The organism is Nocardia anocheti (genome assembly GCF_029675105.1).
Taxonomy (GTDB): Bacteria; Actinomycetota; Actinomycetes; order Mycobacteriales; family Mycobacteriaceae; genus Nocardia.
This window is the reverse complement of sequence record NZ_JAQQFV010000012.1, coordinates 141,865-168,136: the sequence shown is the minus strand read 5'-3', so window position 1 is coordinate 168,136 and position 26,272 is coordinate 141,865. Positions and strand designations below refer to the sequence as shown.

Here is a 26,272-nt window from a genome sequence, read left to right as displayed (position 1 = left end):
CGCCGGTATCCGGATTCGCGCATCCATACCGTCGGTCGAATGCACACTCACACCAGCGCCGAGGCTCCCGTCGCGGCTCCGCTGCGCGCGCCGATCATCCTGTTCATGGCGGTCGCGGCGGCCGTCGGGACGTCGACCATCTACCCGATGCAACCCGCGATCGCGGATGTCGCGGAATCCTTGGGCACGCAGATCACCGCCGTCGGAATCGCTCTCGCGTGTGGGCCCGTCGGTTACCTGATCGGACTCGGTCTGCTGGTACCGCTGGTCGACCGTTTCGCTCCCCAGCACGTGCTCGCCGCTCAGTTCGGGGTTCTCGCGGGTGCGCTGATGATCAGCGCCGCCGTCGGCTCCGTCGGCGTGCTGGGTCCGGTGATCGGTGTGGTCGGTGCGTGCTCGGCGGTCGGGGCCGGACTGAGTTCGGTGGCGGGCCGGTTGGCGCGACCGGAGCGGCGGGCCACGGTGTTGGGGACGGTGACGGCGGGGATTTCGGTCGGCATCCTGGCCGGTCGGATGGTGGGTGGATGGCTCGCGGATGCCCTCGGCTGGCGCGGGATGCTGCTCGTGTTCGCCGCTGTCTGCGGTGTTCTCGCGGTGTGCTCGCTGCTGCTGCTCCCCTCGACACCCGGCACCGTCGAACGCGGCTATGCCGCCACCTTGCGTTCGCTGCCCGGCCTGTTCGCCCGCCACGCGACCCTGCGCCTCGCCGCGCTCCGTGGGTTCCTGTGGTTCTTCGCGTTCTGCGCGGTCTGGGCCGGTATCGCCGTGGCGCTGTCCGAACCGCCGTTCTCCTATTCGGCCGACCGGATCGGCCTGTTCGCCCTGGCGGGTCTCTCGGGTGTGCTGGCGATGCGGATCGCCGGTGCCCGCACCGACCGCGACGGTGCGCACCGTGTCGTCCTCGTCGGCCTCGCACTGGCCGGGACCGCCGCGGTCGCTCTCGGTGTCGGTCTCGCGAACACCGTCGTGACGCTGGTGTGCCTGGCGGTCTTCGACGCGGGGCTGTTCGCCGCCCAGGTCGCCAACCAGAGCACCGTCCTGGCGATCGATCCCTCCGCACCGGCGCGCTTCAACAGCGCGTACATGCTGGTCTATTTCGTGGGCGGCAGCCTCGGAACCGCTTTCGGTGCCGCGTCGGTCGAGTGGTTCGGGTGGACGGCCACAGCGCTGATCACCGCGGTCGCCATCGTCGGCGCCGCGCTGATCACGACGTTCGCGCGCAGCACGCCCGGGGGCTCGGCACCGGCCTGATTCACGCCGTCGGGTGAGCGTGGTCGTCGAGGAACAGCGGTGGCATGAAGTGCAACATGAGGGTGGACCAGGTCAGATGGGCGATGAGGGAGGCCCGGATACCGCCGGTGGCGCGGCGTTGGAGGCCGAACAGTGTGCCCATGACCGCCGCGGCGAGCACCAACGCCGGATTGCGGGTCGCGGCGGTGGTGAGAATGTAGGCGCCCGTGGAGACGGCGACGGGCTTACACGGCGCGGCGCGATAGACGGCGCCCCGGAAGAAGACCTCCTCGGCTGCCCCGTTGGCCAACGCCGTCAGCAGAACCGCCGGTGTGCGGCCCTGGTCCGCGTAGCGCATGAGGTTGGTGATCGCCTTGCGCAACACCGGAATTCGTCGGGCGATCAACGCACAACCGTAGAACACCCCGAAGGCCGCGACACCGGTAGCCGCCGGGACGACCATCCGCTCATCGCGGGGCTCCACGGACGGCGGAGTGGTGGCCAGACCGCCGAGGGTCAGGGTGGCGGCCGTGGCGAAGGTGAGGCCGTAGAAGCGTCTGCCGCCCGGCGGCGCGGCCAGCGACGCGCCCAGCAACGCCGTACCGGTCAGGCCGACGGCGACCACCTGCCGACGACGCGCACCGTCCCGCCTCGGTGACGAGCGGGTTCTCATGCGTCGTACCGCAATCCGACGCGTTCGCCCAGCGCGCGCAGGACCGCCTCGTCGTAACCGATCGTCTCGAACGGCAGGATCTCGCGAATGCTGGTGTCGTGCACGACGACCTCGTTGACCATCGAATCGACCAGTGACCGGCCGGTCCGGACATCGACATCGGTGACCAGCGCGAGCCACCGGGAGGACAGCCGAGGCGACAGCAGAGGGACGGGCACGATCGGCGTCGGCCGCCCCTGGATACGCGCCACCCGCCGCATCATGTCGATGTAGGCCAGCACGTCCGGCCCGCCGATCTCGTAGGTGTGGCCCACCGTTCGGGCATCGTCGAGTACGCCCGCCAGGTAGCGGATCACGTCGTCGACCGCGATCGGTTGCGTGCGGGTGCGTACCCACCTCGGGGTGATCATCGCGGGCAGATGCTCGACCAGCTGACGGGTGATCTCCCAGGAGATCCCGCCATGCCCGACGATGATCCCGGCCCGCAGGGTGGTGACGGGGACGCCCGCCTCGCCCAGCAGCGTCTCGACCTGCCTGCGGCTGCGCAGATGCGCCGACAGGCGGTCGCCGTCGTCGCCGAGTCCGCCGAGATAGATGATGCGTTCCACTCCGACTCGCGCGGCGGCCCGACCGAAGTTGCGTGCGGCCTCGGCGTCGCGGCGCTCGAAGTCCTCCTCGGCCAGCGAGTGCACGAGGTAGTAGGCGCCGTCGGTTCCGCGCAGCGCCGCGTCCAGCGAATCGGGGTCGGCGACATCGGCGCCGACCGGCGTACCCGCTCCGCGATAGTCGTCCGGGTGCCTGGTCATCGCCCGCACGCTGTGCCCGGACTCCTCGAGGTAGGGGCACAGCCGCCGCCCGATGAACCCTGTCGACCCGGCTACGAGTACATCCACAACGCATCCTCTCCACGCAGGTGGAAACGGCCCGAGTCTGTCGGGGATGGAGCCAAGGCCAGGCTACCGCGCCGACCTGCGCCGGGACCGCTACCGCGCGAGCATCGCTCGGGCGACCAGGTCGGCGGAGGATTCGCGCAGGGCGGTACCCATGTCGTCGAGGACGAGCAGGCGCGCGCCGGGGATCTCGGCGGCGAGAGCCTCGCCGTTGCCCACCGGGAAGAACGGGTCCGCGCGACCGTGCACCACGAGAGTGGGCACCTCGAGTGCGTCGAGTCGCTCCCGCCAGCGGGGCGCGCAGTCGAGCCGGGAGAACACCATTCCGAGTTGGTTCGCCTGGTGGATCGCGGGATCGCTGGTGGGTGTCCGGTCCCAGATCCGCGCCGCCGTCATCCGCGTCTCCGCCGGGTCGTCGCCCAGCGACTCGGCGGCCTCGGCGGCGAACGACGCGACGGCGTCCCGGTCGGCCCAGTCCGGCTGCGGGCGGGCGAACAGGTCACCCAGGACCGTGAGCTCGTGGTCGGGCAGGTCGTCGTCGATCGGGCCCGGCGCCACCGGCCTGGTGCCGACCAAGGTCAGTGCCGTGAACAGGTCGGGGTGGTCCAGCGCGGCGACCTGGGCGACCATCCCGCCGACGCCGATGCCACCGAGATGCGCTGTCGCGGCTCCGAGCGCCGCGACCAGCGCGGCCGCGTCGGCGACGAGATCCCGCAGATCATAGGCGGGATTCTCCGGGTCGAGGGTTGTCGATGCGCCGGAGTCACGCAGGTCGTAGCGGACCACGCGGCGTCCACCGGACGCGAGCCGCGCGCAGAGCGCGTCCGGCCAGGACAGCATCGTCGTGCCACCGGCCAGCAGCACCAACGGGTCGTCCGGGCGGCCGAAGCTCTCGATGCCGAGAGCCACGCCGTTCGCCCGGATCGAGGTCACCTCGCGTCGCGGCGGTTTCGTCATGGCGGGACTCTCCTGTCTGTCGGTGCCTGGAGATACAGACGACGGAATCGCCGGAAAGTCATCGGTGCGGCCGAACGGTGAGGCAACCCATAAGGCTCACTGATGAGGTCGTAGGCAGCTGACCACTACTGCGCTGGCCCGGCACGGCGCAGGATCGGGGGTGAGCCCGGTTCGTGGGGTCGTTCGGCGGAGGAGGACAGTGTGACGTTCGTGATCGGTGCCGCGTGTGTGGATGTGCTGGATCGTGCCTGTGTCGACGAGTGCCCGGTCGATTGCATCTTCGAGGGCAATCGGATGGCCTACATCCAGCCCGACGAGTGCACCCAGTGTGGTGCGTGCGAACCGGCGTGCCCGGTGGAGGCGATCTACTACATCGACGACATGCCCGCTGGCCAGGAGGAGTTCATCGCCGAGAACGCGCGGTTCTTCGCCGAAACGCTGCCGGGTCGGGACGCGCCGCTCGGTCATCCGGGCGGCGCGTCGGCGGTGGGCCCGATCGGGGTCGACACCGTGTTCGTTCAGCAATTCCAGCCATGACGTAGGTGGCCGGGCTAGAGGCGTGTCGCCGTACGGACGAGGTCGGCGACGGCGTGGGATCTGCTGTGTGGTGGCCAGGCGATGACGGTCGTGACGGGCCGGGCGTCCGGCACCGGCACGAGGGCGTGATCGTCGCGGAGCTGGGCGCGCAGCGACTCGGGCATGAGTGCGCAGGCCCGTCCGAGCGTGATCAGCTGGGTCAGCTGGGTGAGATCGCGGACTTTCGGCCCGGGGCCGTCGGGATAGCTGCCGTCCCGGCGCGGCCACCGTGGCAGGGGAAGATCCGTCAGGGCGTCGATCTCGGTCATCGACACGTGAGTTCGGTCAGCGAGGTGGTGCCCGGCGGGCAGCACCACGATCTGCTGTTCGGTGTGCAGATCCTCGGTGTCGAATCCGGCCGTCCGGTCGTAGGGCCGCTGGAGCAGGGCGACGTCAGCACGCCCGGCGCGTAGCAGTCCTTCCGGTTCGCCGGGCCCGCAGAGCAGCACCTCGACGGCGACCGCGCCGGGTTCGGCGGCATAGGCGTCCAACAGCTTCGACAGCAGTTCTCTGGACGCTCCCGCCTTGACCGCCAGCACCACACCCGGCCGTTCGGGGGCGGCGCGACGGGTGCGGTGTTCGGCCGCCTCGACCGCTTCGAGGGCGAGCCGGGCCTCCCGCAACAGCACCGACCCGGCCTCGGTCAACGTGATCGCGCGCGAGGCGCGGTGCAGCAGCACGACTCCGAGGCGCCGTTCGAGCTGCTGGATGGCCCGCGAGAGCGGCGGTTGCGCGATCGAGAGCCGTTGTGCCGCGCGCCCGAAGTGCAGTTCCTCGGCCACGGCGACGAAATACCGCATCTCCCGCGTCTCCACCGGGTCATGGTATCCGGCGGTGACCACGACCGATACCCGTGCGGTATCGCCGCCCACCCGATGGGTCTTGGACGCCGCGTCCGCGCTTCCCGCAGGATCGGCACCGTGAGTGAACAGACGATCGCGCTGGTGACGGGCGCCAACAAGGGAATCGGATACGAGATCGCCGCTGGTTTGGGCGCGCTCGGATGGCGCATCGGGGTGGGTGCGCGTGATCGGCGACGTGGCGACACCGCGGTGGAGAAGTTGCGCGCGGCCGGGACCGACGCGTTCGGTGTGCCGCTCGACGTGACCGACGACGCGAGTGTGGCCGCGGCGGCCGACCTCCTCGCCGACCGCGCCGGAGGGCTCGACGTGCTGGTCAACAATGCCGCGATCACCGGCGAGCTGCCGCAGACACCGACCACGGTCGATCCGGCGACGGTGCGAATCATCGTGGAAACCAACGTGATCGGGGTCGTCCGGGTGACCAACGCGATGCTGCCGCTGCTGCGCGCCTCGGCCGCACCGCGCATCGTCAACATGTCCAGTACCGTCGGCTCGCTCGCCGTACACACGACGCCCGGCATCGAGATGGGGCCGGTTCCCGCCGCCTACGCGGCCTCGAAGACCTTCCTCAACGCCCTCACCGTCCAGTACGGCAAGGAACTGGGTGACACCAACATCCTGATCAACGCCGGTTGTCCCGGTTTCACCGCCACCGATCTCAACGGTTTTCGCGGCGTCCGCACACCGCGGCAGGGCGCGGCCATCGCGATTCGCCTCGCGACCCTGCCCGACGACGGTCCGACCGGCGGGTTCTTCGATGACGCAGGAACGGTTCCCTGGTGACGGGCACCCGCCTGCGACACGTTCTAGGATGGCGCGTGGGCGGGGAGCAGTCGGCGCCTGCCAGATCGATGAGGAGCCGGTCGTGTCGGACACGTTTGTCGTCGCCGCTCGAATTCCCATGGAGCGCTCGGCTTTCGAGCGATGGTTGACGACCCCGGTGCCGGGACCGGAGGCCATCGAGAACCGCGATGCCATGTATGAGCACTGGTATTGGCATGGGAAGGCACCGGATTGGCGGCTGGCCGAGCAGGGGGTGACACCGCGGGAGTACTTCGCCGACTGCTTCGGGCAGGACACCGGTGGACTCACCTATGTCCTGCGATATCGGGAAAGCGCGCTCGAGGCGTATCTGATGCACTTCGGGTTCTGCGAGTCGAACGTCTACACCGCACTCGCCCTGCTCGCGGCGGCCGGGCGCCGGAGTTCCGAGGCGGCGCCGAGCACGGTGTTGTTCTGGGCCGAGACCAGCGGGTCGATGTTCGCCGCCGATTCGGACAGCTGGTTGGCGACCCTGCGGGTAGGTGTCGACGGGGCGCGGTTCACCGGCGGCACCGACCTCACGACGACGATCGCGGGGTTGCGGGCGGCGGAATCGAGCTACTTCGATCTGCTCGTCCGACTGGCCCGGGTGGAGGAATCCGTCGATGCCGACGACGCGTCGGGTTTCGCGGCGATCGCCCGCGATCCCCGGTACGTCGACCCCGCCGTCCTGGCCGCGAGCTGAGGCGGTGACATGGTGATCGATGACGAGGACGCGTGCCGGTTCTGTGGGCGATTCGTGCTGGAGGTCGACGGGTGGGCGGAGTCGTTGCCGCCCTACCACCAGATGCGCGCCTCGTGGCAGGAGAACGCGAACTACTTCTGGGGCTCCTACCATCTCGGGTGCGTCCGGAAATTCCCGGAACGTGACACATTCCGCCGTGAGGCCGCCATCTGGATCTCGACGATCGAGGACGTGGTCCCGATCCGAGGCGGCGACGGCCAGGTGCGTGACCTACCTCGGCGCGGACTCGGCTACACGAACAGGGTGGCGAGCTTGCCCAGCGGGGAGGTCTACGAGAGTCCGCGGTTCGACGAATGGGCGTATGTCGAAGCCGCCGGGCCCTTCCATTTCCTCGACAGGGAGCGCGCCCGCGCACTCGCGCGCGGCGAACGGGTGCGTGGAAGCGACGGGGGACGATCGGTGGTCTCCAGCGGCGACCCCGGGGTCGACATCGCGCGCTGGGATCTGGTGGAACTGTTGGACTTCCTCGACGTGCGGGACCTCTACCAGGAGATGCTCGACACCCTCGAGCCGAGATACCACTATGTGGGCTCCGGTCGAAACCGCTTCGGCCTGGTGCTCGACTACGCGCTGTCGTGCGTTCAGGCGTATCCGAGCGACCTCGTCGACTTCTTCGGCCGATATCTCGTCGACTACGTACCCAAACGCCTCGAAGACGCCTGAGCCGCGGTCCGTCTCATCGCTCGAATGAACCGCTCGCGGAACCGGTTCCCAGGACGCACAGCGGATTCGCCACCATGGCCGCCTGTGCCGAACCCGACGACGAACCGGTGATGCCGGAGTCGACCGGCGGGGTGTTCGGCGCGGGTGCCGCCGGGTCGCCCGAGCCGCCCGTCAGCATCGACGCACCGTCGAGGTTCGCGGGCGCGGGGACATCGAGCAGGTCCAGCACGGTCGGTGTGATGTCGGCGAGGGTGTAGCCGTTGTGCTGCGTGCCCGCCGCGAAGCCGGGGCCGCGCGCGATCACGAAACTCGCTGTCTCGTAGGCGCTCTGGCCACCGTGACCGCCGTCCGGCTTGTGGCCGTGGTCGGTGGTGACCAGGATCGTCCACCGCTCGTTCGGGTGCGCGGCCGCCCGCGCGTCCACCGCGTCGGCGATCTCGCCGACCAGACCGTCCGCGCGTCCGATGGCGTCGCGATACGCCTGCGGCCAGATTCGGCGCAGCGTGTGGCCGACGATGTCCACCTGGTCGAGGTGCGTGAACAGCAGATCGGTGCCCTGCTCGGTGATGGCCGAGACGGCCGCCGCGGTGGCGTTCGCGTCGGCGGTGGTCTCGCAGACGCCCGCGCCGGTGGGGTCGATCTGCGTGACGGTCACCCGGTCGGCCCGCGGATCACCCGTGCGCGCGATCATGCCGATCTTGTCCCAGGTGCCGATGGAGGCCGTCGACAACGCCGGGCGCTCGCGCTCCACCTGCGTGAAGACGGTCGGATATTGCACGAAAGGCGCTGCGGCGCAGGTGGCTCCGTTGTCCTGGATCCCATGTTTGGTGTCCCACACCCCGGTCAGCGCCGTCGCCCACGAGACGCACGACATCGTGGTGTGCGGGGCGATGGAGGTGCGCGCCAGGGTGCCCTGCGCGGCGAGCCGGTCGAGATGGGGCGCGTCGGCCGCCGACACCTCACTCCACAGGGTGCCGTCGATACCGATGACCACGACCTTGTTCACGACCGGAGCCGCCGGGGCGGGCGCGGCGGCGGTGAGCGGGACAGCGGCCAGCGCGGCGGCCGCGAGGATGCGGTGAGTACGAGACATGCGCGGCACCGTAGCCGCCGCGCGGCCCGGCCACACAGCGAATTAGACAATTGACCGATTTGGTCCCGATCACCGGGAGCCGAGACCGTCTCCGGTGCCATGTCACGCCTTGTGTCGCAGATCACTCACTGCTATCTTTTTTGAGACGTGAGCGTCTCAACACGTTCACCGCTCGCGCAGAAGGGGATTCCGCCATGCTCACCCACCGTCACGCCGCACTCGCGACCGCCATGTTCGCCGCGCTCTCGATCGCGAGCCCGGTGGGCGTCGTCGGGCAGGCCGCCGCCGATCCGGCACCGGCCTCGGTGTGCGCGGAGCCGGAGGCCCGGGCGGCGTTCGAGCGGCGGGACGCGGGCGCGGTGGGGATGGACGCGGGCGCGGTGCGGGACGCGGTCGAGTTCGGGCGGGTGGCGGGTGGGGTGGCGGTGCAGGTGTATCGACACGGGTGCCTGGTCGGGGATCACACGCCGACCGGCAATTCGCCGATGCCGCTGGCCAGTGCCAGCAAGGGTGTCGCGTCGGTCGCGGTCGGGCGGGCGATCACGTTGGGGCTGTTCGGGCTCGACGATCCGTTGGGTACCTTCTTCCCGCAGGCCGACGCGCAGCACGCCCGGCTGACGGTGCGTCAGGTGCTGACCCAGACCACCGGCCTGCACTTCAGCTGGCCCGCCGACATCGCCGCGCTCACCACCGACGAGGTGCTCGCCACGCTGTCGACGCCGCTGGACCACGAGCCCGGCTCGACCTTCCAGTACGCGCAGGCCGTGCTGGCGCTGCTGCCGAGGATCATCGAGATCACCTCCGGGCTGGACTTCCAGGAATTCGCGCAGCGAGAACTGTTCGGCCCCTTGGGGATCGCCCGCGAGAACTGGGTCTGGCTGCGTGATCGCAGCGGTCACACCGCCGTCAACGGCGGGCTCGCCATGCGGCCGACGGATCTGGCCCGCATCGGCACACTGCTGCTGCGCGACGGATCGTGGCGCGGGACCCAGCTCGTCTCACCCGCCTATCTGCGCGAGGCCACCTCGCCCACCGAGGCCAACGGCGGCTACGGATTCCTCGTGTGGCTCAACGCCGGTGACACCTACCGCGGCGTGGATGTGCCGACGCCGACCCTCTACCAGCATCCGGTCTTCACCGGTTCGCCTCGCGACACCTACGCCTTCTCCGGCTCGCTGGGACAGTTCGTCGTGGTGGTCCCGAGTAGGGATCTCGTGATCGTGCGTCTGGGTGTTCCGGCGCGGATCGAGCCGAACAATCTCCAAGCGCTGCTGACCGGGACCAGCAATCCCGACAACAAGGAACTGTTCCGCCGGATCTCCGCCGCGGTGACCGACGTTCCCGCCGAACCCTTCGACGATCCGTACGCCTACCCGAACCCGTCCAAACCGCTGGCCAGGGACTCCGCCGAACTGGCGCGGGTGCTCGATCCGGCGACGGTCGCCCAGATCCTGCTCGGTGTCGGACCGTACGCCTCGACCGCGTGCAATGTGCTGTGGTGCGACGGAAGACCCGTGTCGGCCGATGTCTTCGCGCTGCTCCTCGACACCGGTGGCCAGATTCTCGCCGCGGCGAACGCGATCGACAACCCACCGCGCTGACCTCGCGCCATCACCGACCGACACAACGCAAGGAGACCTCGATGTCGAGGCACACGTTCCGCACCACCGTGGCGGCGGTCGCGGTGACCGTGATGGCCGTGCTGGCGGCTCCCGCCCGGGCCGAGGAACCTACCGAGCACGAACTGCCGAGTGATGTCACAGCGCAGAGCCTGTACGCCTCCCCCGGACCACACGAGGTGCGAACGGCGGTGCGCACCGGCTCGTGCCAGGGCTCGCTCTACGGCATGATCGCCCACATCACGGTGACGATCTTCGGCAACGCCGACGAATTGCGGTGCACCGCGGCGTTTCCCGGTGGATTGGACTCCCCGATCGGCGCCAACACCTACTTCCCCGCCGATATCGCCGAACTGCCCACCGCGCCCTTGGTCGTGTTCACCGGCGGCATCCTCTCACTGCCGGGCAATTACGACGGCTACGCGCGGCTGCTCGCCAGTCAAGGATTCGTGGTCGTCGTTCCGTTCGACTTCGTCAACTCCACCGTGGATGTGCCGAGTCTCGGTGCGGCCGTGGCGATCCTGAGCGATCGTGATCCGGCCTCGCCGTTGTTCGGCAAGGTCGACCTGGGTCGCACCTTCTTCGCCGGTCACTCCGCCGGTGGCGCGGCCTCACTACAGGCCGCGACCGTGTGGCCCGCGCTGGCCGCGCTGATCGATCCGTCCCTGCGCATCGCCGGTGTCCTCGCGATCGCGCCGGGACCGCTCGCGGCCGGAGCCCTGATCACGGTGCCCTCGCTCTACCTCACCGGATACAACGACTTCGTCGTCCCCGACTTCGCCTGGGTCCGCTGGTGGCAGTACAACGCCACCACCCAGGCCCCCTCCTGGATCGCCAACGCCCGCGGCGTCACCCACTTCTCGCCCGTCGACAGCCCCGCGAACTACCGCTCCGCGGGCACCGGCGTCGCCTGGCTCCGATACCTGGCCTTCGGCGACCCCACGGCGAAACAATTCTTCGTCGGCCCGAACTGGCGGACCCCCTTGGACACCACGTATTTCAGCGCCGAACGCAACGCCCAGGCCGCCGCTCTACGCTGACCCCGATCGATGGTCCAGAGGTCTGTGGACGGTGGTCAGGAAGCGCGGTGGACTTCGAAGGTCCACGTCTTCTGATCGATGGCGTCCGCGCAGGTGGCCACTCGTCCGGTTGTCGTGGTGGTGCCCGCTGTCGGGGTCGAGCAGATCCATTCCGCGGTGGCGATCGCGTTGGTGTTGCCCGCGGTGGCCGGAGGGTGGTCGCGGTAGGCGGTGTAGATCTGTTGTGCTCGGGCGCAGGTGATCTCGCCCGTCATCGCGCGGATTTCGGTCGGGTCACCCTCGGGCAGGGCTCGGCTCGGGCAGGCTTCGGACGCGGACGGTGTCCCCGAGGGCGCTTCGTCCCAGGACGGAATCGTCTTGTCCGACGCGCCGCGGGGGACGCGGCGTTCGCTGTGTGGGCAGTCGAAGGGGACGACGGTGCCGTAGGCGGAGTCGATGATGAGTTCGGGGACCCTGTCACCGGTGACGTCGGTCGCCGCGACCAGCCCTTCGTCCTGCTTCTCGGTGAAGCTGCCTTCCGGGCCGAGCCCGTCGCCGACGTGCCGAGAACGACCACGAGGTGGCCAGAGGGTTCCGTGGTCGGCGGGGTTGCTCGGGTGCGGCGGTAGGGTGGGTTGGTCAGCTCGTCCGGCGAGGGTTCGGAGACCTGTATGGCATCCATGCGACGGCGCGTGTTCGGGGTAGCGATGTTGATCACGGGTGCCGCGACCGTAGTCGTGGTGGGGGCGGGATCGGCTTCGGCGGAGCCCGAGGGGTGTGTGTTGGATCGGTGGTGGAGTGGGGCGTCCGCGCATTGCGGAGGTGAGGGCACCTACATTCTGGAGGTGGACTGCTTCGGGGTGAGTGTGTCCGGTGGGCAGCCGTTCGGGCCGTACTACAAGTCGGTGACCGGGTACACCGACCCGGGGTTGGACCCGATTTTCACCTCGCCGCGGCGGGACTGCGTGAATCCGTTGACGCTCGGGCAGGTCGGGATCGCGACCGGGGCGCGGATCACCCAGGTGCCCACGCGACCCGCGCCGTCCAACGCCTACGAGTAGCGACTGTCGTCTACTTGGGGACCAGGATGCCGCTCAGGTCGGCTTCGCGGATCGGGGTGTCGGGGTTCGCTTGGGCGCCGCACATGAGGTCGATCGCGGCGACCGCCAGGTCGACGGAGTTCTGATCGGGGGTCGCGTCGTCGTTGCGCTTCTCCTCGAGGAACTTGGTCACCGTGGTGTTCTTCTTGTCGGCGTCCTGGGCGGTGAATTCACTGCATTTGGTGTCGCCGCCCTTGTTGACGGCTTTCTCCACTTCGCTACAGCCGGTGGAGGCACCGAGCAGGGCCAGGATCGCGCCTGCTGTCACGACTGTCTTTCGCACATACATGGTGGTTCTCGTCCCTGTGTCTCGAATGTGTGCCGCAAGGGCCCGACATACGGGACATAACCGCTCTCGGCGATCGTAATCAGACCGACACGGCGGTGAGTGTCCGGATCGATACCGCGCACGGACTCCGGTGACCGACCACACACCGGCGGCCCTGCCGATTCGCCTCGCGCATACTCACCCCATCTGACTATAGTTTTCTAAAGTCAGATAGCGATCAGGAAGGTGGAACATGACCACGATCGAAGGCGCCCGCGCGCTGGTGACCGGCGGGCAACGCGGCCTCGGCAGGGCGTTCACCGAGGAATTCCTCCGTCGAGGGGCAGCCAAGGTCTACGTGACCTCCCGCCAGCCGCGGGCAAGTGACGACAGTCGGATCGTTGCGCTCCCCCTGGAGGTGACCGACCCGAAATCCATTGCGGCACTGCCGGACCAGGCACACGATGTGAACATCGTGGTGAACAACGCGGGCATCCTGCGCCCGGCGCCGCTGCTGCGCACCGAGATGGCCGATGTCGTGGAGACGTTCGAGGCCAATGTCTTCGGGCCGCTGCGGATCGCGCGAGCGTTCGCTCCTGTGCTCGCCGCGCAGGGCGGTGGTGCGCTCGTCGACATCCACTCGGTGCTGTCCTGGAGCGCCGGAGCCGCCGCCTACGGCGCGTCCAAGGCGGCGCTCTGGTCGATCACCAATTCGCTGCGGATCGAGCTGGCGGCGCAGGGCACGCAGGTCGTCGGCGTGCATCTCGGTTTCGCCGACACCGACATGGTCGCCGCCATCGAGGCACCGAAGCTCAGCCCGGCCGCGGTCGCGGTCGCGCTCGCGGACGGCCTGGAACGGGGCGACACCGAGGTGCTCGTCGACGAGTTCACCCGGAATGTCAAAGCCGCGCTGTCCGGCCCGGTCGAGAACCTCACCCTCGCATAAGGAGAACCCATGCCCCTCTGGCACATCTACCATCGTCCGGACACCTACACCGCGGCGGACAAGCGGAATTTCGCCACCGATATCACCGCGCTGTACACCCGATTCGGGCTGCCGCCCTTCTATGCCGTGGCCCTGTTCCACGAGATACCGGCCGACTCGTTCTATGTCGGCGGTGAGACCGTTCCGGCGGTGCGGATCACGGTCGACCATCTCGCCCGGCAGCTCGACGACCCCGATCGGCGCAGGATCATGACCGAGAAGCTGCACGAACTCATCGCCCCGTACACCCACGACCGTGGGCTCCACCTCGAATTCAATGTCACCGAGGTGCCCCGCGACACCTGGATGATCGGGGGCTCGTTCCCACCACCCGCGGGAAGTGAGGTCGAGCGGAAGTGGGCCGAGGCGAACCGGCCCCTTCCGTACTGACGGGACTCAGAGGACTCGAGGAAGTGCTCCGGTCAGGGCGATCGGAGTCACCTCGAGCCGGTCGAAACGCCAGCCGTGCGGGGTGCGGCGGGCGCGGTATCGGTGGATCGCGGCCGCGATGGACTCCGTCTCGTCGTCGAGGACATAGACGGCGAGGTCGTGCGCGCGGACCGTGGCGGTATCGCCCGCGAGCTCGATGACGAGGTTGCTCTTGCTGTGCAGGGTGCGGGCATAGGCCGCGTGTCCCTTGCGGGCGAGCGCTTCGAGCGCCGCGATGCCGTGCGCCTGCCCGCGCACGGACGTCACCACGATGTCCTCGGTGAACAGGCGGTCGGTGTCGGCGCAGCCCTCGTCGACCCACAGACTGTGGCGGGCGACCAGGTCGGTCAGTTCGGCGCGGTCGGCGAGGGCGTCGAGCAGGGCATCCGTGGTGGTCATGAGCTTCTCCCACATTCGATTAGTACTACTAACGTTAGGAACATAAATCAATGTAAGTCGTTAGTTCTACTAACGCAAGTGGGTTATTCTCGAGCCATGGAGACCGGTGCGGAACTGCGCTTCGACCACGGTGCGAACACTCCGGCGCGGCTGAAGAAGCAGCTCGCACGCCTCACCTCGATGACGGCCGCGCAGATGACGCGGGTGTCGCGGACGGCGCTGCGGGCGGCGGGTGCGCGCAAGGACCACTTCGTGGTGCTGGCCGCGCTCGCGGAGTTCGGTCCGGCGAGTCAGGCGGGGCTGTCGGACCGAACCGATGTCTACCGAAGCGATCTCGTGGCCGTGCTCAACGATCTCGAGGACGGCGGGTGGGTTCGCCGCGCTCCCGATCCCGCCGACAAGCGCCGCAATGTCATCACCATCACCGAGCTCGGTGAAGGTCGTCTGGCCGAACTCGATCGCATTCTCGACGGTGTCAACGAACAGGTCATGGCACCGCTCGATGACGACGAACGCGCGCAGTTGTTCGGACTGCTCGCCCGTGTGAACACCCACCTGGCCACGGAGGAGCCCGTCCGCCGAGGGGACTCGTAGCGCCCGTCGCCTCGCGCGGTCCCCTGTTCCCGAAGTCGTACACCCGACACCCGGGAGTCAGCCTTCGGGCAGACGCCGCCGTGTGTCCGGCGATCTAGGGTGAGTTCATGCTGGACGAGCGCCTGGCGCGGTGGTGGGCGGGGCATCCCGTGCGGGCCGACGCGGTGTCGGTCGGTGTGCTGGTGGCGCTGTGTGTGGGCGCGGGTGTGCTGGTCGGCGCGGGGGCCGACTACTTCGTGTTCTCGGTGGCGCTGCTGGGCCCGCTCGCGGTGCGGCGGCGGTGGCCCGAGGCGTCAGCGGTGGTCGTCGGGGTGGCGGCCTTCGCCCAGTGGGTGTTCGTGCGCGACACGACCGGGGCGGTGCCCGCCGATGTCGCGGTGCCGCTGGCGATCTACACGCTCGCCGCGCGGGGGACGCCGCGGGCCGGGCGCGTCGGCGTGGCGGCCGGGTTGGGTGGTGCGGTGCTCGGGGGGTGGAGTTGGCCGCAGCTGCCGATGCCCGCGCTCGCGCATGTGCTGGTGGGGGTGGCGCTGGCCGGGATCGTGGTCGCGGCGTGGCTCGCCGGATCCTGGCAGCGGGCCCGACGGCACGAGATGGCGGCGCTGACCCGCAACGCGGCACTGGTCGAGGACGAGCAGCGGCAGCGGACCCGGCTGGCGGTTCTCGAGGAACGCACCCGGATCGCCCGCGACCTGCACGACATCCTCGCGCATTCGCTGTCCGTGGTGATCGCGCAGGCCGACGGCGGCCGGTACGCGGCGCGCGCGGAACCCGGGCTGGCGCTCGACGCGCTCGCCGCCATCGGCGATCAGGGACGCGCGGCACTGGCGGATACGCGGCGGGCGATCGGTGTGCTGCGGGAGGATCCGCGTGCCGACCGCGACCCGGTGCCGGGCATCGCGGACCTGTCCACCCTCACCGGTGATCTGCGGGCGGCGGGTCTGCCGGTGACGCTGAGCGTCGAACTGTCCGGTCCACCGCTCGACTCGGGTGTCGGCTTGCTCGTCTATCGCATCGTGCAGGAAGGGCTGACCAATGTGGTCAAACACGCGGGAACCGGTGCGCGCGCGGAGGTCTCGGTGCGCACCGAGGGGACGCGGCTGCGCATCGAGGTCGTCGATGACGGTCAGGCGGGCGAGGGCGATTCCCCTCCCGGTTTCGGGTTGATCGGGATGCGGGAACGGGTCGCCGCCTACGGCGGAAGTGTGGAGTCGCGCGAGCGCGCGGGTGGCGGGCACCGGCTGGCCGCGGTCATCCCGCTGGCGGAGCCCCGATGATCACCGTACTGCTGGTCGAGGACCAGGTTCTGGTGCGGGCCGGGTTCCGCATGGTCGTGGACTCCCAGCCCGACCTGCGGGTGATCGGCGAGGCGGGCGATGGCGCGAGCGCGGTGGACGCGGCCGCGCGACTCGCCCCGGACGTGGTCGTGATGGATATCCGGATGCCCGGCGTCGACGGGATCGAGGCGACCCGCCGGATCCTGACGACACCGGATCCGCCGCGCGTCCTCGTGCTCACCACCTACGATCTCGACGACTACGCGCTGGCCGCCGTGCGGGCCGGGGCGAGCGGGTTCCTGCTCAAAGACGCCCCGGCCGAACACTTCCTGGCCGCCGTGCGGGCGGTGCACGCGGGCGACGCGGTCCTGGCGCCCTCGACGACCCGCCGGTTGCTGCACCTGCTCGCCCCGGCGCTCGACCCCGCGGCCCGGCGGCTGGTGTCGACGCTGACCGAGCGTGAGACGCAGGTCTTGCGGGTCATGGCCACGGGTGCGTCCAATGCCGAGATCGCGACGGCGCTCGGCGTGGGTGCGGGAACGGTGAAAACCCATGTGCGCCATATCCTCACGAAGTTGTCCGCGCGTGATCGGGTGCGGGCGGTCATCGTGGCGCACGAGGCCGGGCTCGCGGGCCCGCGCTAACCGTCGTCGCGCGCGCAGGTGCTGTCGGTCGCGGGCAGTGTGCCGTCGAGGAGGTAGGCGGTCACCGCCGCGTCCACGCAGGTCGAGCTGTCGAACAGGAAGACGCCGTGGCGGAATGCCGAGCGCAGCGTGATCGATCGGGCGGCGGGCATGGCCGCGGCGAGGGCGCGCTGTCCCGCCGCCGGGGCGACCGGATCGCCGTCGGCACCGACGAGCAGGGCTGGTGTGTCGTTGGCGATCAGGGTCGCGGGTTCGGCGGGGTCGACGGGCCAGACCACGCACGGGCCGGGGTGCCGGGCGAGCGCGCCGAACAGTGGTTCGGTGGCGCGGTGGTTCGCGATGTCGGTGGTGTGGTCGGCGATCGAACGGGCGGGTCGGTCCGCGCATTGGTTGGCGACCGTCGCGCTGAAGCCGAATTCGGGGGTCACGTCCGGGTCGCTGTAGAGGGCGAGTTTGGCGGCCAGGGTGGGTGGCGGGTCGACCGGTCGGCCGTGGGCGGCGGCTACGAGTGCTCGGACCTGGTCGGCGAAGGCGGTGTAGGACTCGGTGGAGTCGTCGACGGTGAGCAGCAGGCCAGGGAGGAGATCGGCGGTGAGGGTGACGTCGGCGAGGGTGATCGGCGTGGCCGTCACCCGCGCGATCAGGTCGTCGATGGTGGCCAGCACGTCCTCGGTGGTGGCGCCGAGGTCCAGGTCCGCGTGGTGGTCGGCGGCCCAGCGGGCCCAGTCCGCCAGGGCGGCGGCGTCGGCGGGCGCGGTGTCGCGGGTGAGGTCGGGTCCGGGGGCACGCGGGTCGAGGGGGCTGTCGAGGACCATCCGGTCGACGTGGTCACCGAACAGTTGGGCGTAGACGGCGCCGAGGTAGGTACCCCACGACCAGCCGAGATACGACAGGGAGGATTCGCCGAGCAGGGTGCGCAGCACATCGAGGTCGCGGGCGACGGCGCGGGTGGAGGCGTGCGGGAGGAGGTGCTGCCACGGGGCGCACCGGTCGGCGAGGGCGCGGGCGGTGGCGACGACGCGTTCGACGGCGGCGCTGTCGGCCGGTGCCGACTGTGCGAGATGGAGGTATTCGCCGGTGGGCCACCCGCATTCGAGGGGTGAGCTCGCGCCGAAGAAGCGTGGGTCCATACCGACCAGGTCGTAGCGTTCGGCCAGTTCCGGGGCGGGATGTCCGCCTTCGGGCCCGTCGAGCAGGAGCGAGACGCCGTCGCGCGACGGACCGGGGCCGCCGGTTTCCACGACGAGTGTGCCGAGGCGACGGCTGGGGTCGGTGGCCGGTCGGCGGGCCACCGCCACGGTGAGGGTCGCGCCCGTCGGGTCCGAATGGTCGACGGGCACCATGAACTCACCGCATCGGGCACCGACGGCGGCCAAGCGGGCACCCACCGGGTCGTCGTGCCCCGCGTCGCAGTCGTGCCAGGTGATGTGCTGATCACGGATGCTCACGGGGAGTCCGGCCGCATCCTGTTCCACCGGCGCGCACCCGAGGATCGCCGCTGCGCACAGCGCCCCCGCCAATGCCGCCGACCCGAATTCCTGTCTGGAGAAGATCACAGGTCGACGGTATTTTCGGGCGAGCGGCAGATCGTCTACCCCGGGAACGATATCGGCGTGGGCCGCCATCGTCCGCGAGAGAGAGGGCGGCACCCGATTGCCCGGTCAGGCATCGAAATCCCCAGTACGACAACGGTTGCCGGTACGGGGCACGATGCCCGCCGAGGACATCGACTGCCCCGCCGCCGGGTGAGGACTACGGAGCCGCGCCGGACTCCGGGAAGGTGCTGGGCGGCTATCGGGGTGGAAGGTCCGCGCTGAGGACCCAGAGGTGGCCGAACGGGTCGCGGACCCGGCCCTGGCGTTTGCCGTAGGGGCGGTCCTCGACGGGGATGACGAGTTCGGCGCCGTGACGCACCATGCGCGCGGCGGTGGCGTCGGGGTCGGGCACGGTGAGTGTGAGCAGGACCGGTGAGCCGCCGATCGAGCGCGGGTCGTGCCATCCCCAGTCCGGCACGGCCTGGGCCAGGGCGAAGGTGGCGGCATCGAGGTCTAGTTCGGCGTGGTGCACGACGCCGTCGTCGTCGGCGACCCTGAGCCGGACCCGGGCGCCGAGGGCGTCGAGGTAGTAGGCGATGGCCGCGTCGGGGTCGGCGACCAGGAGTTTGGGAGACAGGTGCTCGGTCATGTCCCCATCGTCACGGGGCGGGGTGCGGTTCGCCTTGGAGATTTCGGCCCTCTTCGGTGAGCCAGGTGGTGGGGCTCGTGCCCATCAGGTCGCGGAACTCGCGGATCAGGTGGCTCTGGTCGTGGTAGCCGTGTTCGGCGGCGAGCGCGGTCCACGACTGGGCACCGGCCGCGGTGAGCGTCGTGCCCAGCCGGACGATCCGGGAGGCGAACTTCGGGCCGATCCCCAGCGAGCGCCGCATCACGACACGCAACCGTCGCGGGCTCAGGTGCGCCGCGCGCGCCAGGTCTTCCACCGTGGCCGTGCCGTGGGTGGCACCGATCAGGTCCAGCACGCGCATCGCGTCGTCCGGGTCGTCGTCGTGGTCCGCGTGCCACAGTCGGTCGAGCAGGCGGGCACGCAGCACCGCTTCCCGGTGCTCGGCCGGGTGGTCGGCGAGTTCCTCGGCCAGGGAGTCGACCCACGGGAGAATCGCCTCGGCGCTGGCTCCCCCGGCATCGAGCTCACTCAACGGCACTCGGGTCAGGCGGTGCCACGTCCAGGGTGACAGCTCGACGTAGGCGATCGGCTGAGAGGGCCGCAACGTCGTGGCCGCGGCCGCGATGCCGGGGCGCGGGAATCCCACGACCAGCGCCGTCTCGCGGCGGAGAACCGTGTCGTAGTGGATGTCCATCGGGCCGTCCAGACTGACCACCAGGCGCGGCGAGAGCACCGGCAGCGCCCGGTGCGGACGTGGCGCCCCGACGTGTTCGCTGACCGCCAACACGCCGATACCCAGCTCGGCGCAGACACGCCGCAGAGCTGGCGCGTCACGGGCGGGCTCTCGGTCGGGCCGCGGGGTCATGGTTTCGAGGTGTGGCGGGGAGGTTTGGTCGGCAGGCGGGCGCGGGTGAAGAACACGGTGACCGGGTAGCCGCCGGATTCGGGGTCGAACGCGTCGCAGGCGATCTCGATGTGGTCGGTGCTGGCCACCAGGACCTGCCAGCCGATGTCGGACTGATCGATGGGATCGGGCACAAGGCACCGGCCCTCGACACGCACCCGCATTCCGGCGGTGTCGGCGGTGAACTCGCAGCGGATCTCGGTTTCGGGCACGGCGTGCACCATCAGGTTGGTGGCGATCTCGTCCAGGGCCACCCGCAGGTCGGTGACCTCGTCCATCACGAATCCGGCGACCATGGCGGCCGCCTCGGCGACCGTGCGCAACATCAGCAACTGGCTGATCTCGGCCCGCACCGTCAGCCCGAGCGCGGTGTTGCGGATCTGCCGTGCCGCCATGGATCTGTCGGACGGATTCGCCATCGTGGTTACCCCTCGTGTTCTCGACGCCAACGCTGCCCGAATACCCGACCGAAGGGTCTCCGAACCGTCCAGCCACGGTACCGGCTCCCCGAGACGCGCTGATTGCTCACCCGCGCCCCGGGAATACGTCCAGCAGACCCGTCGTCAGTGTCGATCGGAGGAATTCCATGACACGCCACCGCCGTTCCGTCTCCACCACCACCCGTCTCGCGGCACTCGCCGCCCTCGCGGCCGTCGCCACGCTGTCCTGCGCCACCAGCACCGAACCGCTGGGCCCCGGCCAGGACCCCGGCCCCACCGAGGAACCGATGATCGGCGCCGAGGCGGCGACCCAGCTGTGCGACATGCTGCGCGCCGACGTGGGCAACTGGGACCGGCAGAACACCACAGTGGCCAAGGCGACATTCAATGGGGTGGTGCATAACTGGGCGCTGCGCAACGGCGCGGTCAACATCTCCGTGGCCCGGCACCGCCAGGTCGTCGACGCGGCCGCCTCCGAACACTGCCCCGACGTGCGTGACCAGGTCACTCAGGCGCTGGGCATCCCCGATCTGGCCTCGGGACTGGCCGGGATCTGAGACCGCCGAACCGGCGTGCCCGTCGCCGGTGACATCCGATGAGCTCGAACACATTTCGTGCCCGATGTCGCCGCGGCGGGCACTCTTCTTCGACGCCCCGCGTTTGATCGGCGCGCAGGGGGGCAACTCTGCAGTCACCTGAGGAGACCGTCGAAGGCCAGGAGCTGATCAGATGAACCCCACCGTGACCTACGACCGCCCGGAACCGCTGTTCGAACAGTGGTCGCTCACCGACCCCGGCTCGGCCGAGCACGCCGCGCTGCGGGACCGGATCATCGAGACCTGCCTGCCGCTGGCCGAGAACATCGCCCGCCGCTTCACCGGCCGTGGCGAGAGCTTCGAGGATCTGCTGCAGACCGCGCGCGTGGGTCTGGTGGTGGCGATCGATCGCTACGACGTCACGCAGGGCTCGCCGTTCCTGGGCTACGCGGTGCCGACGGTGATGGGTGAGGTGCGCAGGCACTTCCGCGACCGCACGTGGGCGCTGCACGTCCCGCGTCGCGACAAGGAGCTGCACGCGCAGATCCGGCCCACCACCGAGAAGCTCACCCGCGAACTCGACCGCTCCCCCACCGCCTACGAGCTGGCCGACGAACTGGGCGTGGACGTCACCGACATCACGCGGGCGATGGCCGCCGCCGAGGCCCACCACACCCGCAGCCTCGACGTGCGCGTGCAGGACTCCGAGAGCGGTCAGGGCATGAGCATCGCCGACACCTTCGGCGCCGAGGACCCGTCCTACGAGCTGGCCGAACGCTCGATCAGCGTCGCCCCGCTGCTGAAATCGCTGTCCGAGGACGACCGCCAGCTGCTGGTGTGGCGCTACTACGACTCGCTGACCCAGTCCGACATCGCCGAGCGCCTCGGGGTCTCGCAGATGAGCGTCTCGCGCAAGCTCACCCGGCTGCTGCGCGGGCTGCAGGCCGGGGCCGTCGATCAGCGGGTGGCCTGAGTCCCCTCACGGGGGATCAGCATGTCCACGACGGTGCCGGTGGCCGAGGGCTGCACCGCGAACTCGCTGCTCAAGGCACGCATCATGGCCAACCCCCGGCCGCGCGAGGTATCGGCGGCCGGGTCGGGTGCCACCCAGCTGCCCCGGTCGGTCACCACGACACGGATGTGCGCGCCGGTCAGCACGGCCGACAGGCTCACGGTGTCGCCGTCGCCGTGGTGTCCGTGCTCGATCGCGTTGGTACAGGCCTCCCCCGCCGCGAGCACGACGTCGTAGGCCTGGACGGGGCTGATCGGCACCTCGGCCAGCCACTGCTGCAGGGCGTGCCGAACCTGCGCCAGTCGCGCGGCGTCGGCGGGGAAATCCACCTGGAACGATTCCGGGGTGCTCTCCGGTCGAGACGTGGCCGTCGGCATCGCAGCCTCCCTTCCATCGACCTGGCCCGGGCCGCAGCCCGAACCACTCTCACGTTCCGGCGATACCCGCGTCGCCGTCGTCCACGCAGGAGGCCGGTGCTCGGTAGGCCGCTGATCCCCCTCCGGAGGCCGAGGGTACCGTGGCCGCGCGCGACCGGGATTGCGGGCCAACCGGATAAGGTAGGTTTCCTAGGCGAGAATCGCTCGCAGAGTCCGCCGAACCGGCAAAGCTGATCAGGGAGACCTTCGGTGACCGTTGAAGACAGGTTCAGTGACCTCGACGTCCAGGTACGCGCACAGGACGGGTTCGAGATCCTCACCGTGCGCGGTGAAGTGGACATGGCCTCGGCGCCCCAGCTGCAGGCCGCCCTGGAGAAGGCCCGTGAGGGCGGCAAGACGCTCGTGGTCGACATGACCCAGGTCGGTTTCCTCGGCTCGGCCGGGCTCAGCGCCCTGCTGATCGTGTCCAAGGGCGCGCCCCAGCAGCTGCGCGTGGTGGCCTCACGCGAGGTGGCCCGGCCGATCGAACTGACCGGGTTGGACAAGCTGCTGGCTGTCTACGACACCCTCGACGACGCCATCGCCGCCGAGGCGCGCAGTTCCGCGAGCTAGTTCTGGGGTCGTGGCGCCCGCATTCGGGGCAGGCGCACGACCTGGACGAAGAACTCATCGATCTGGCGGATCGCGGCGATGAACTGGTCGAGATCCACCGGCTTGGTGACGTAGGCGTTCGCGTGCAGCTTGTAGCTGCGCAAGATGTCTTCCTCGGCCGCCGAGGTGGTGAGTACCACCACCGGAATGTGGCTGAGTTCCGGGTCGGCCTTGATCTTCTCGAGCACCTGCCTGCCGTCGTATTTCGGCAGGTTCAGGTCGAGCAGGATCAGGTCCGGCCGCGGCGCGGCGGCGTGGGCGCCGGTCCGATAGAGGAATTCCAGCGCCTCCTCCCCGTCGCGCACCACGTGCAGGGTGTTGCCGATCTTGTTGTCCTCGAAGGCTTCCCTGGTCATCAATTCGTCGCCGGGATCGTCTTCGACGAGCAGGATGTCGATCGGCTGGCCGGGATCGGTCATGCGATGGCCTCTTTCTGGGCGATACGGACGGGCAGGGCGGACGCGTCGGCCCGGAGGGTGAAACACAGGCGGGTGCCGTCGTGGTGGTCGGTGTCGATCCAGATGCGACCACCGTGGAATTCGACGATCTTCTTGCAGACGGCCAGGCCGATTCCGGTGCCGCCGTAGGCGTCCCGGGAATGCAGGCGCTGGAAGATCACGAAGACCTTCTCCGCGAACTCGGGGGCGACGCCGATGCCGTTGTCCGACACCGAGAACTCCCACTCGTCCTCGGCACCGGGGGTGCAGGTGACGCTGATCACGGGCGTCAGCTCGGGGGTGCGGAACTTGATCGCGTTGCCGATGAGGTTCTGCCACAGCATGGTCAGCAGAGTCGGTTCACCGATCAACCGGGGCAGCGACTCGGGCCGGTCGATCTTGGCCCCGGATTCCTCGATGCTCGCCGACAGGGCGGTGAGGGCGTCGTCGAGGGTCTGGTCCAGTTCGACCGGTTCGGTGCCGTCGGACATGCGGCCCACCCGGGAGAAGGTGAGCAGGTCGTTGATGAGGATCTGCATGCGCTTGGCGCCGTCGACCGCGAAATCGATGTACTGCTTGCCGCGCTCGTCGAGCTGGTCACCGTAGCGTTTGTCGAGCAGCTGACAGAACGAGGCCACCTTGCGCAGCGGTTCCTGCAGGTCGTGGGAGGCGACGTAGGCGAACTGTTCCAGTTCGGCGTTGGAGCGGCGCAGCTCCTCGGCTTGCTGCTGCAACGCGCTCTCCTGGACCCGGGTGGATTCGAGCTCGCCGACGATCTGATGGCGCATGTTCTCCACCGCCGCGCACACCTGCGCGATATCGGAGGGACCGACCGAGTCGATATGGGCGTCGAATCGGCCGCTGGCCACCCGCTGGGAGGAGTCGGTGAGGTACCGCAGCGGTCGGACCACCAGCCGCCGCACCAGCACGGTGAGCAGCACACCGGCCAGCAGGAAGGCGCCGACGGTGCCCGCCAGCACGATGTTGCGGGTGGTGCGCGCCGAATCCAACTGGGCGTCGGCCCGGTCGACCGCGGCGACGAGATCGGTGTTCTGCGCCGCGAGCCGGTCGCGCAGGGTGTCGAAGAGCGTCTTGCCGCGCACCGCGACGGCGGCGTCGGTGCGGATGGCGGCATCGGCGGGGGTCGAGGTGGCGACCGGTTCGGCGTATTCGCGCCGCCACTGCTGGGCGGCGAGTTCGACGGCGGTGAGGTCGGCGAGCAGCTCGGGATTGTCGGCGAGCAACTCGCGCAGGCGAGCGGCGGCCAGGGCCTGCTCCTGCCTGCCCGTGGTGTAGGGCTCGAGGAACTGTGGGTCGCCGGTGCTGGCGTAGCCGCGGATGCCGGTCTCCTGGTTCACCAGCGCGTTCTCGAGGCGGGCCGATTCGGTGGCGGCGGGCATGGTCTGGGTGAGCAGCAGATCGGTGACCCGGCTGGTGTGCGCGATGACCTGCGCGCCCGCCGCGGCGCCCACGATCACGGCGAAGATCATCAGCGCGAACACCAGCTGGAACCAGCCCTGCGCCGTCATCCGGCCGACCAGCCGGGTCGAACGGGTGTCTCGGGTGCGCGTCACTGCTTGTCCTCCTGGCGCCATCGCATGTAGAGCACGGCCACGTCGTCGTCCAGACCGCCCGCGGCCGCGGACAATTCCGCCACCCGACCGATCACCGCGTCGACGAAGCCCTCCGGGTGTTCGGCCCGCAGCGTCCGCGCCGCGTCGAGCAGGCCCGCTTCGCCGAGCCGTTCGCTGCCGTCGCCGACGCGGCCCTCGAACAGGCCGTCGGTGAACAGCATCAGTCCGGCGTCGGCGTCCAGGCGCAGCTGGTGTGCGGGCCAGCGCGCGTGGCCGGGGACGAAGCCGAGCGCGGGTCCGCCCTCGACCTCGATCCAGCCCACCTCGCGCGCGCTGTGGCGCAGCATGCCGGGGTGGCCCGCGCGACGGACCAGCACCTGTGCGGTGGCCGGATCGAGCACCAGGCTGGTGGCGGTGGCGAAGGTCTGCTCGTCGGCGCGTTCGGCGACGAGGAGCTCCTCCAGCAGATCCAGCTGTCTGGCGCCGGTGACACCGCTGAGTACCAGGGTGCGCCACGCCAGGCGCAGCGCCACCCCGGTGGCCGCGGCATCGGGGCCGTGGCCGGAGACGTCGCCGATGATCGCGTGGACCAGCCCGCTCGGGTCCTGCACCACGTCGTAGAAGTCGCCGCCGAGCAGCGAGTGGTCGCGGCCGGGCCGATACCGCGAGACGACCTCGACCGCGCGGTCCGCGCCGAGCAGCGGCGTGGGCAGCAGGCCGCGTTCGAGGCGGGCGTTCTCCTGGGCCCGCATCTGGCTGGCCTGCAGGGCGGCGCTGGTGCGTTCGGCCTGCTTGCGCTGGATCGCGTAGCGGACCGCGCGACCGAACAGCTCGGCTTCCACCCGGCCCTTGACCAGGTAGTCCTGCGCGCCGGAGGCCAGCGCGGCCAGGCCGGTGTGCTCCTCGTCGAGACCGGTCATCACCACGACGGCGACCTGGTCGTTGTCCGCGCGGATCCGGGCCAGGGCCTCTAGCCCGCTGGCATCGGGCAGATGCAGGTCCAGCAGCACGCAGTCGGGGACCTCGTCGCGCAGCCACGCACCGGCCTCGGCCAGGGTGCGTACCCAGTCCAGCCGCAGGCGCGGGGTGAGGTCGGCGACCATCTCCTCGACCAGGACGGCGTCGCCGGGGTCGTCTTCGACCAGCAGGAGGTGCGGGCGGCGACGCGTACCGGGGGCGGTCTCGTCGGGGAAGAGATCGGCTTTCACGGCGTCACCGCGCACCACGGACACCACCGGCACGGTTCGGCGACGACGGTGCGCCGCCGCGCCGAAAAAGCTTCCTCCCACCTGATTCGGACAGCACGAATCCCACGGGGTGCACGAAGGTCTC

The 26,272-nt window shown here is 69.9% G+C and carries 32 protein-coding genes; 16 read left to right on the top strand and 16 right to left on the bottom strand.

Features of this window, described 5'->3' with window-relative positions; translation table 11 throughout:
• The first annotated feature begins 39 nt into the window (after window positions 1-39).
• Window positions 40-1,251: an MFS transporter gene (locus QC180_RS27605; RefSeq protein ID WP_278265765.1), complete on the top strand. Its 1,212-nt coding sequence runs from the start codon at window positions 40-42 to the stop codon at window positions 1,249-1,251.
• 1 nt (window position 1,252) lies between these two features.
• Here QC180_RS27605 and QC180_RS27600 read toward each other — a convergent pair whose 3' ends face one another.
• The 3 genes from QC180_RS27600 to QC180_RS27590 form a co-directional block, all read right to left on the bottom strand.
• Window positions 1,253-1,903 (bottom strand): CPBP family intramembrane glutamic endopeptidase, encoded by a 651-nt coding sequence (locus QC180_RS27600; protein WP_278265764.1) that lies wholly within the window; start codon window positions 1,901-1,903, stop codon window positions 1,253-1,255.
• Entirely contained in the window at window positions 1,900-2,796 is an 897-nt protein-coding gene (locus QC180_RS27595) for an NAD(P)H-binding protein (RefSeq protein WP_278265763.1), read from the bottom strand. Before QC180_RS27595 ends, QC180_RS27600 begins: the two co-directional genes overlap by 4 nt.
• Window positions 2,797-2,886: 90 nt before the next feature.
• On the bottom strand, window positions 2,887-3,750 hold the full coding sequence (locus QC180_RS27590) for an alpha/beta fold hydrolase (protein ID WP_278265762.1): 864 nt from the start codon (window positions 3,748-3,750) through the stop codon (window positions 2,887-2,889).
• A 201-nt stretch (window positions 3,751-3,951) separates the two neighbouring features.
• On the opposite strand from QC180_RS27590, the gene fdxA reads away from it, so the two are divergent.
• Complete coding sequence (gene fdxA / locus QC180_RS27585; protein WP_278265761.1) at window positions 3,952-4,287, top strand: ferredoxin; 336 nt, start codon at window positions 3,952-3,954, stop codon at window positions 4,285-4,287.
• Between the two features lie 14 nt (window positions 4,288-4,301).
• Here fdxA and QC180_RS27580 read toward each other — a convergent pair whose 3' ends face one another.
• On the bottom strand, window positions 4,302-5,141 hold the full coding sequence (locus QC180_RS27580) for a LysR family transcriptional regulator (protein WP_278265760.1): 840 nt from the start codon (window positions 5,139-5,141) through the stop codon (window positions 4,302-4,304).
• A 105-nt stretch (window positions 5,142-5,246) separates the two neighbouring features.
• Between QC180_RS27580 and QC180_RS27575 the strand changes: the two genes are divergently transcribed.
• From QC180_RS27575 to QC180_RS27565, 3 genes are all read left to right on the top strand, one after another.
• Window positions 5,247-5,972, top strand: a complete 726-nt coding sequence (locus QC180_RS27575; protein WP_278265759.1) for an SDR family NAD(P)-dependent oxidoreductase — start codon at window positions 5,247-5,249, stop codon at window positions 5,970-5,972.
• Window positions 5,973-6,054: 82 nt separating this feature from the next.
• Window positions 6,055-6,696 carry a hypothetical protein gene (locus tag QC180_RS27570; RefSeq protein WP_278265758.1) on the top strand — a complete coding sequence of 214 codons (642 nt, stop codon included), beginning with the start codon at window positions 6,055-6,057 and terminating at the stop codon, window positions 6,694-6,696.
• Between the two features lie 9 nt (window positions 6,697-6,705).
• Window positions 6,706-7,419, top strand: coding sequence for a hypothetical protein (locus tag QC180_RS27565; RefSeq protein WP_278265757.1), 714 nt, complete (start codon window positions 6,706-6,708; stop codon window positions 7,417-7,419).
• A gap of 13 nt (window positions 7,420-7,432) precedes the next feature.
• On the opposite strand, the gene QC180_RS27560 is transcribed toward QC180_RS27565, so the two are convergent.
• The gene (locus tag QC180_RS27560; protein WP_278265756.1) at window positions 7,433-8,512 is read right to left on the bottom strand and encodes an alkaline phosphatase family protein; all 1,080 of its coding nucleotides are present in this window, start codon (window positions 8,510-8,512) and stop codon (window positions 7,433-7,435) included.
• A 194-nt stretch (window positions 8,513-8,706) separates the two neighbouring features.
• Here QC180_RS27560 and QC180_RS27555 point away from each other — a divergent pair, with 194 nt between their 5' ends.
• Together QC180_RS27555 and QC180_RS27550 are read left to right on the top strand one after the other, a co-directional pair.
• Window positions 8,707-10,113 carry a serine hydrolase domain-containing protein gene (locus tag QC180_RS27555; RefSeq protein WP_278265755.1) on the top strand — a complete coding sequence of 469 codons (1,407 nt, stop codon included), beginning with the start codon at window positions 8,707-8,709 and terminating at the stop codon, window positions 10,111-10,113.
• Window positions 10,114-10,154: 41 nt separating this feature from the next.
• Window positions 10,155-11,171, top strand: coding sequence for a poly(ethylene terephthalate) hydrolase family protein (locus tag QC180_RS27550; protein ID WP_278265754.1), 1,017 nt, complete (start codon window positions 10,155-10,157; stop codon window positions 11,169-11,171).
• Between the two features lie 35 nt (window positions 11,172-11,206).
• Here QC180_RS27550 and QC180_RS27545 read toward each other — a convergent pair whose 3' ends face one another.
• Window positions 11,207-11,425 (bottom strand): hypothetical protein, encoded by a 219-nt coding sequence (locus tag QC180_RS27545; RefSeq protein WP_278265753.1) that lies wholly within the window; start codon window positions 11,423-11,425, stop codon window positions 11,207-11,209.
• Window positions 11,426-12,010: 585 nt separating this feature from the next.
• On the opposite strand from QC180_RS27545, the gene QC180_RS27540 reads away from it, so the two are divergent.
• Window positions 12,011-12,211 carry a hypothetical protein gene (locus QC180_RS27540; RefSeq protein ID WP_278265752.1) on the top strand — a complete coding sequence of 67 codons (201 nt, stop codon included), beginning with the start codon at window positions 12,011-12,013 and terminating at the stop codon, window positions 12,209-12,211.
• Window positions 12,212-12,221: 10 nt separating this feature from the next.
• On the opposite strand, the gene QC180_RS27535 is transcribed toward QC180_RS27540, so the two are convergent.
• Window positions 12,222-12,518, bottom strand: a complete 297-nt coding sequence (locus QC180_RS27535) for a hypothetical protein (RefSeq protein ID WP_278265751.1) — start codon at window positions 12,516-12,518, stop codon at window positions 12,222-12,224.
• A gap of 253 nt (window positions 12,519-12,771) precedes the next feature.
• On the opposite strand from QC180_RS27535, the gene QC180_RS27530 reads away from it, so the two are divergent.
• Entirely contained in the window at window positions 12,772-13,464 is a 693-nt protein-coding gene (locus QC180_RS27530; RefSeq protein WP_278265750.1) for an SDR family oxidoreductase, read from the top strand.
• 9 nt (window positions 13,465-13,473) lie between these two features.
• Window positions 13,474-13,893 carry a tautomerase family protein gene (locus tag QC180_RS27525; protein WP_278265749.1) on the top strand — a complete coding sequence of 140 codons (420 nt, stop codon included), beginning with the start codon at window positions 13,474-13,476 and terminating at the stop codon, window positions 13,891-13,893.
• 6 nt (window positions 13,894-13,899) lie between these two features.
• Here the strand turns inward: QC180_RS27525 and QC180_RS27520 are convergent, their stop codons facing one another.
• Window positions 13,900-14,331 carry a nuclear transport factor 2 family protein gene (locus QC180_RS27520; protein ID WP_278265748.1) on the bottom strand — a complete coding sequence of 144 codons (432 nt, stop codon included), beginning with the start codon at window positions 14,329-14,331 and terminating at the stop codon, window positions 13,900-13,902.
• Window positions 14,332-14,427: 96 nt separating this feature from the next.
• Between QC180_RS27520 and QC180_RS27515 the strand changes: the two genes are divergently transcribed.
• The 3 genes from QC180_RS27515 to QC180_RS27505 all read left to right on the top strand — a co-directional run bounded on the left by QC180_RS27515 (window position 14,428) and on the right by QC180_RS27505 (window position 16,846).
• Window positions 14,428-14,925, top strand: coding sequence for a MarR family winged helix-turn-helix transcriptional regulator (locus QC180_RS27515; RefSeq protein WP_278265747.1), 498 nt, complete (start codon window positions 14,428-14,430; stop codon window positions 14,923-14,925).
• Between the two features lie 107 nt (window positions 14,926-15,032).
• Window positions 15,033-16,202: a sensor histidine kinase gene (locus tag QC180_RS27510; protein WP_278265746.1), complete on the top strand. Its 1,170-nt coding sequence runs from the start codon at window positions 15,033-15,035 to the stop codon at window positions 16,200-16,202.
• On the top strand, window positions 16,199-16,846 hold the full coding sequence (locus QC180_RS27505) for a response regulator (protein WP_278265745.1): 648 nt from the start codon (window positions 16,199-16,201) through the stop codon (window positions 16,844-16,846). The genes QC180_RS27510 and QC180_RS27505 overlap by 4 nt, the downstream gene beginning before the upstream one ends.
• Here the strand turns inward: QC180_RS27505 and QC180_RS27500 are convergent.
• The 4 genes from QC180_RS27500 to QC180_RS27485 form a co-directional block, all read right to left on the bottom strand.
• Window positions 16,843-18,402: an alpha/beta fold hydrolase gene (locus QC180_RS27500; RefSeq protein WP_278265744.1), complete on the bottom strand. Its 1,560-nt coding sequence runs from the start codon at window positions 18,400-18,402 to the stop codon at window positions 16,843-16,845. The genes QC180_RS27505 and QC180_RS27500 overlap by 4 nt on opposite strands.
• Before the next feature lie 235 nt (window positions 18,403-18,637).
• On the bottom strand, window positions 18,638-19,030 hold the full coding sequence (locus tag QC180_RS27495) for a VOC family protein (RefSeq protein WP_278265743.1): 393 nt from the start codon (window positions 19,028-19,030) through the stop codon (window positions 18,638-18,640).
• Window positions 19,031-19,040: 10 nt separating this feature from the next.
• Entirely contained in the window at window positions 19,041-19,874 is an 834-nt protein-coding gene (locus QC180_RS27490) for a helix-turn-helix domain-containing protein (protein ID WP_278265742.1), read from the bottom strand.
• Window positions 19,871-20,332 (bottom strand): ATP-binding protein, encoded by a 462-nt coding sequence (locus tag QC180_RS27485; protein WP_278265741.1) that lies wholly within the window; start codon window positions 20,330-20,332, stop codon window positions 19,871-19,873. The genes QC180_RS27490 and QC180_RS27485 overlap by 4 nt, the downstream gene beginning before the upstream one ends.
• A gap of 167 nt (window positions 20,333-20,499) precedes the next feature.
• On the opposite strand from QC180_RS27485, the gene QC180_RS27480 reads away from it, so the two are divergent.
• The gene (locus QC180_RS27480; RefSeq protein ID WP_278265740.1) at window positions 20,500-20,910 is read left to right on the top strand and encodes a hypothetical protein; all 411 of its coding nucleotides are present in this window, start codon (window positions 20,500-20,502) and stop codon (window positions 20,908-20,910) included.
• Between the two features lie 172 nt (window positions 20,911-21,082).
• Window positions 21,083-21,862, top strand: a complete 780-nt coding sequence (locus tag QC180_RS27475) for a SigB/SigF/SigG family RNA polymerase sigma factor (protein ID WP_278265739.1) — start codon at window positions 21,083-21,085, stop codon at window positions 21,860-21,862.
• Here QC180_RS27475 and QC180_RS27470 read toward each other — a convergent pair.
• Window positions 21,847-22,278: an ATP-binding protein gene (locus tag QC180_RS27470; protein WP_278265738.1), complete on the bottom strand. Its 432-nt coding sequence runs from the start codon at window positions 22,276-22,278 to the stop codon at window positions 21,847-21,849. The genes QC180_RS27475 and QC180_RS27470 overlap by 16 nt on opposite strands.
• A 249-nt stretch (window positions 22,279-22,527) precedes the next feature.
• Between QC180_RS27470 and QC180_RS27465 the strand changes: the two genes are divergently transcribed.
• The gene (locus QC180_RS27465; RefSeq protein ID WP_278265737.1) at window positions 22,528-22,890 is read left to right on the top strand and encodes an STAS domain-containing protein; all 363 of its coding nucleotides are present in this window, start codon (window positions 22,528-22,530) and stop codon (window positions 22,888-22,890) included.
• Here QC180_RS27465 and QC180_RS27460 read toward each other — a convergent pair.
• The 3 genes from QC180_RS27460 to QC180_RS27450 are packed head-to-tail and all read right to left on the bottom strand — an operon-like array spanning window position 22,887 to window position 26,166.
• Window positions 22,887-23,348: a response regulator gene (locus QC180_RS27460; RefSeq protein WP_278265736.1), complete on the bottom strand. Its 462-nt coding sequence runs from the start codon at window positions 23,346-23,348 to the stop codon at window positions 22,887-22,889. The two genes, QC180_RS27465 and QC180_RS27460, sit on opposite strands and share 4 nt — an antisense overlap.
• Window positions 23,345-24,895, bottom strand: a complete 1,551-nt coding sequence (locus QC180_RS27455) for a sensor histidine kinase (RefSeq protein ID WP_474646553.1) — start codon at window positions 24,893-24,895, stop codon at window positions 23,345-23,347. The genes QC180_RS27460 and QC180_RS27455 overlap by 4 nt, the downstream gene beginning before the upstream one ends.
• A 41-nt stretch (window positions 24,896-24,936) precedes the next feature.
• Window positions 24,937-26,166 carry a PP2C family protein-serine/threonine phosphatase gene (locus tag QC180_RS27450; protein ID WP_474646552.1) on the bottom strand — a complete coding sequence of 410 codons (1,230 nt, stop codon included), beginning with the start codon at window positions 26,164-26,166 and terminating at the stop codon, window positions 24,937-24,939.
• Window positions 26,167-26,272 lie beyond the last annotated feature (106 nt).

Bases quoted from the DNA above. Each gene is read 5' to 3' on its own strand.
- QC180_RS27605 (WP_278265765.1), top strand. From the start codon at position 40: ATGCACACTCACACCAGCGCCGAGGCTCCCGTCGCGGCTCCGCTGCGC.
- QC180_RS27525 (WP_278265749.1), top strand. From the start codon at position 13,474: ATGCCCCTCTGGCACATCTACCATCGTCCGGACACCTACACCGCGGCG.
- QC180_RS27475 (WP_278265739.1), top strand. From the start codon at position 21,083: ATGAACCCCACCGTGACCTACGACCGCCCGGAACCGCTGTTCGAACAG.
- QC180_RS27495 (WP_278265743.1), bottom strand. From the start codon at position 19,030: ATGACCGAGCACCTGTCTCCCAAACTCCTGGTCGCCGACCCCGACGCG.
- QC180_RS27455 (WP_474646553.1), bottom strand. From the start codon at position 24,895: ATGACGGCGCAGGGCTGGTTCCAGCTGGTGTTCGCGCTGATGATCTTC.
- QC180_RS27600 (WP_278265764.1), bottom strand. From the start codon at position 1,903: ATGAGAACCCGCTCGTCACCGAGGCGGGACGGTGCGCGTCGTCGGCAG.
- QC180_RS27485 (WP_278265741.1), bottom strand. From the start codon at position 20,332: ATGGCGAATCCGTCCGACAGATCCATGGCGGCACGGCAGATCCGCAAC.
- QC180_RS27460 (WP_278265736.1), bottom strand. From the start codon at position 23,348: ATGACCGATCCCGGCCAGCCGATCGACATCCTGCTCGTCGAAGACGAT.
- QC180_RS27590 (WP_278265762.1), bottom strand. From the start codon at position 3,750: ATGACGAAACCGCCGCGACGCGAGGTGACCTCGATCCGGGCGAACGGC.
- QC180_RS27490 (WP_278265742.1), bottom strand. From the start codon at position 19,874: ATGACCCCGCGGCCCGACCGAGAGCCCGCCCGTGACGCGCCAGCTCTG.
- QC180_RS27470 (WP_278265738.1), bottom strand. From the start codon at position 22,278: ATGCCGACGGCCACGTCTCGACCGGAGAGCACCCCGGAATCGTTCCAG.
- QC180_RS27555 (WP_278265755.1), top strand. From the start codon at position 8,707: ATGCTCACCCACCGTCACGCCGCACTCGCGACCGCCATGTTCGCCGCG.
- QC180_RS27505 (WP_278265745.1), top strand. From the start codon at position 16,199: ATGATCACCGTACTGCTGGTCGAGGACCAGGTTCTGGTGCGGGCCGGG.
- QC180_RS27545 (WP_278265753.1), bottom strand. From the start codon at position 11,425: ATGACGGGCGAGATCACCTGCGCCCGAGCACAACAGATCTACACCGCC.
- QC180_RS27520 (WP_278265748.1), bottom strand. From the start codon at position 14,331: ATGACCACCACGGATGCCCTGCTCGACGCCCTCGCCGACCGCGCCGAA.
- QC180_RS27565 (WP_278265757.1), top strand. From the start codon at position 6,706: ATGGTGATCGATGACGAGGACGCGTGCCGGTTCTGTGGGCGATTCGTG.
- QC180_RS27560 (WP_278265756.1), bottom strand. From the start codon at position 8,512: ATGTCTCGTACTCACCGCATCCTCGCGGCCGCCGCGCTGGCCGCTGTC.
- QC180_RS27550 (WP_278265754.1), top strand. From the start codon at position 10,155: ATGTCGAGGCACACGTTCCGCACCACCGTGGCGGCGGTCGCGGTGACC.
- QC180_RS27510 (WP_278265746.1), top strand. From the start codon at position 15,033: ATGCTGGACGAGCGCCTGGCGCGGTGGTGGGCGGGGCATCCCGTGCGG.
- QC180_RS27515 (WP_278265747.1), top strand. From the start codon at position 14,428: ATGGAGACCGGTGCGGAACTGCGCTTCGACCACGGTGCGAACACTCCG.
- QC180_RS27530 (WP_278265750.1), top strand. From the start codon at position 12,772: ATGACCACGATCGAAGGCGCCCGCGCGCTGGTGACCGGCGGGCAACGC.
- QC180_RS27480 (WP_278265740.1), top strand. From the start codon at position 20,500: ATGACACGCCACCGCCGTTCCGTCTCCACCACCACCCGTCTCGCGGCA.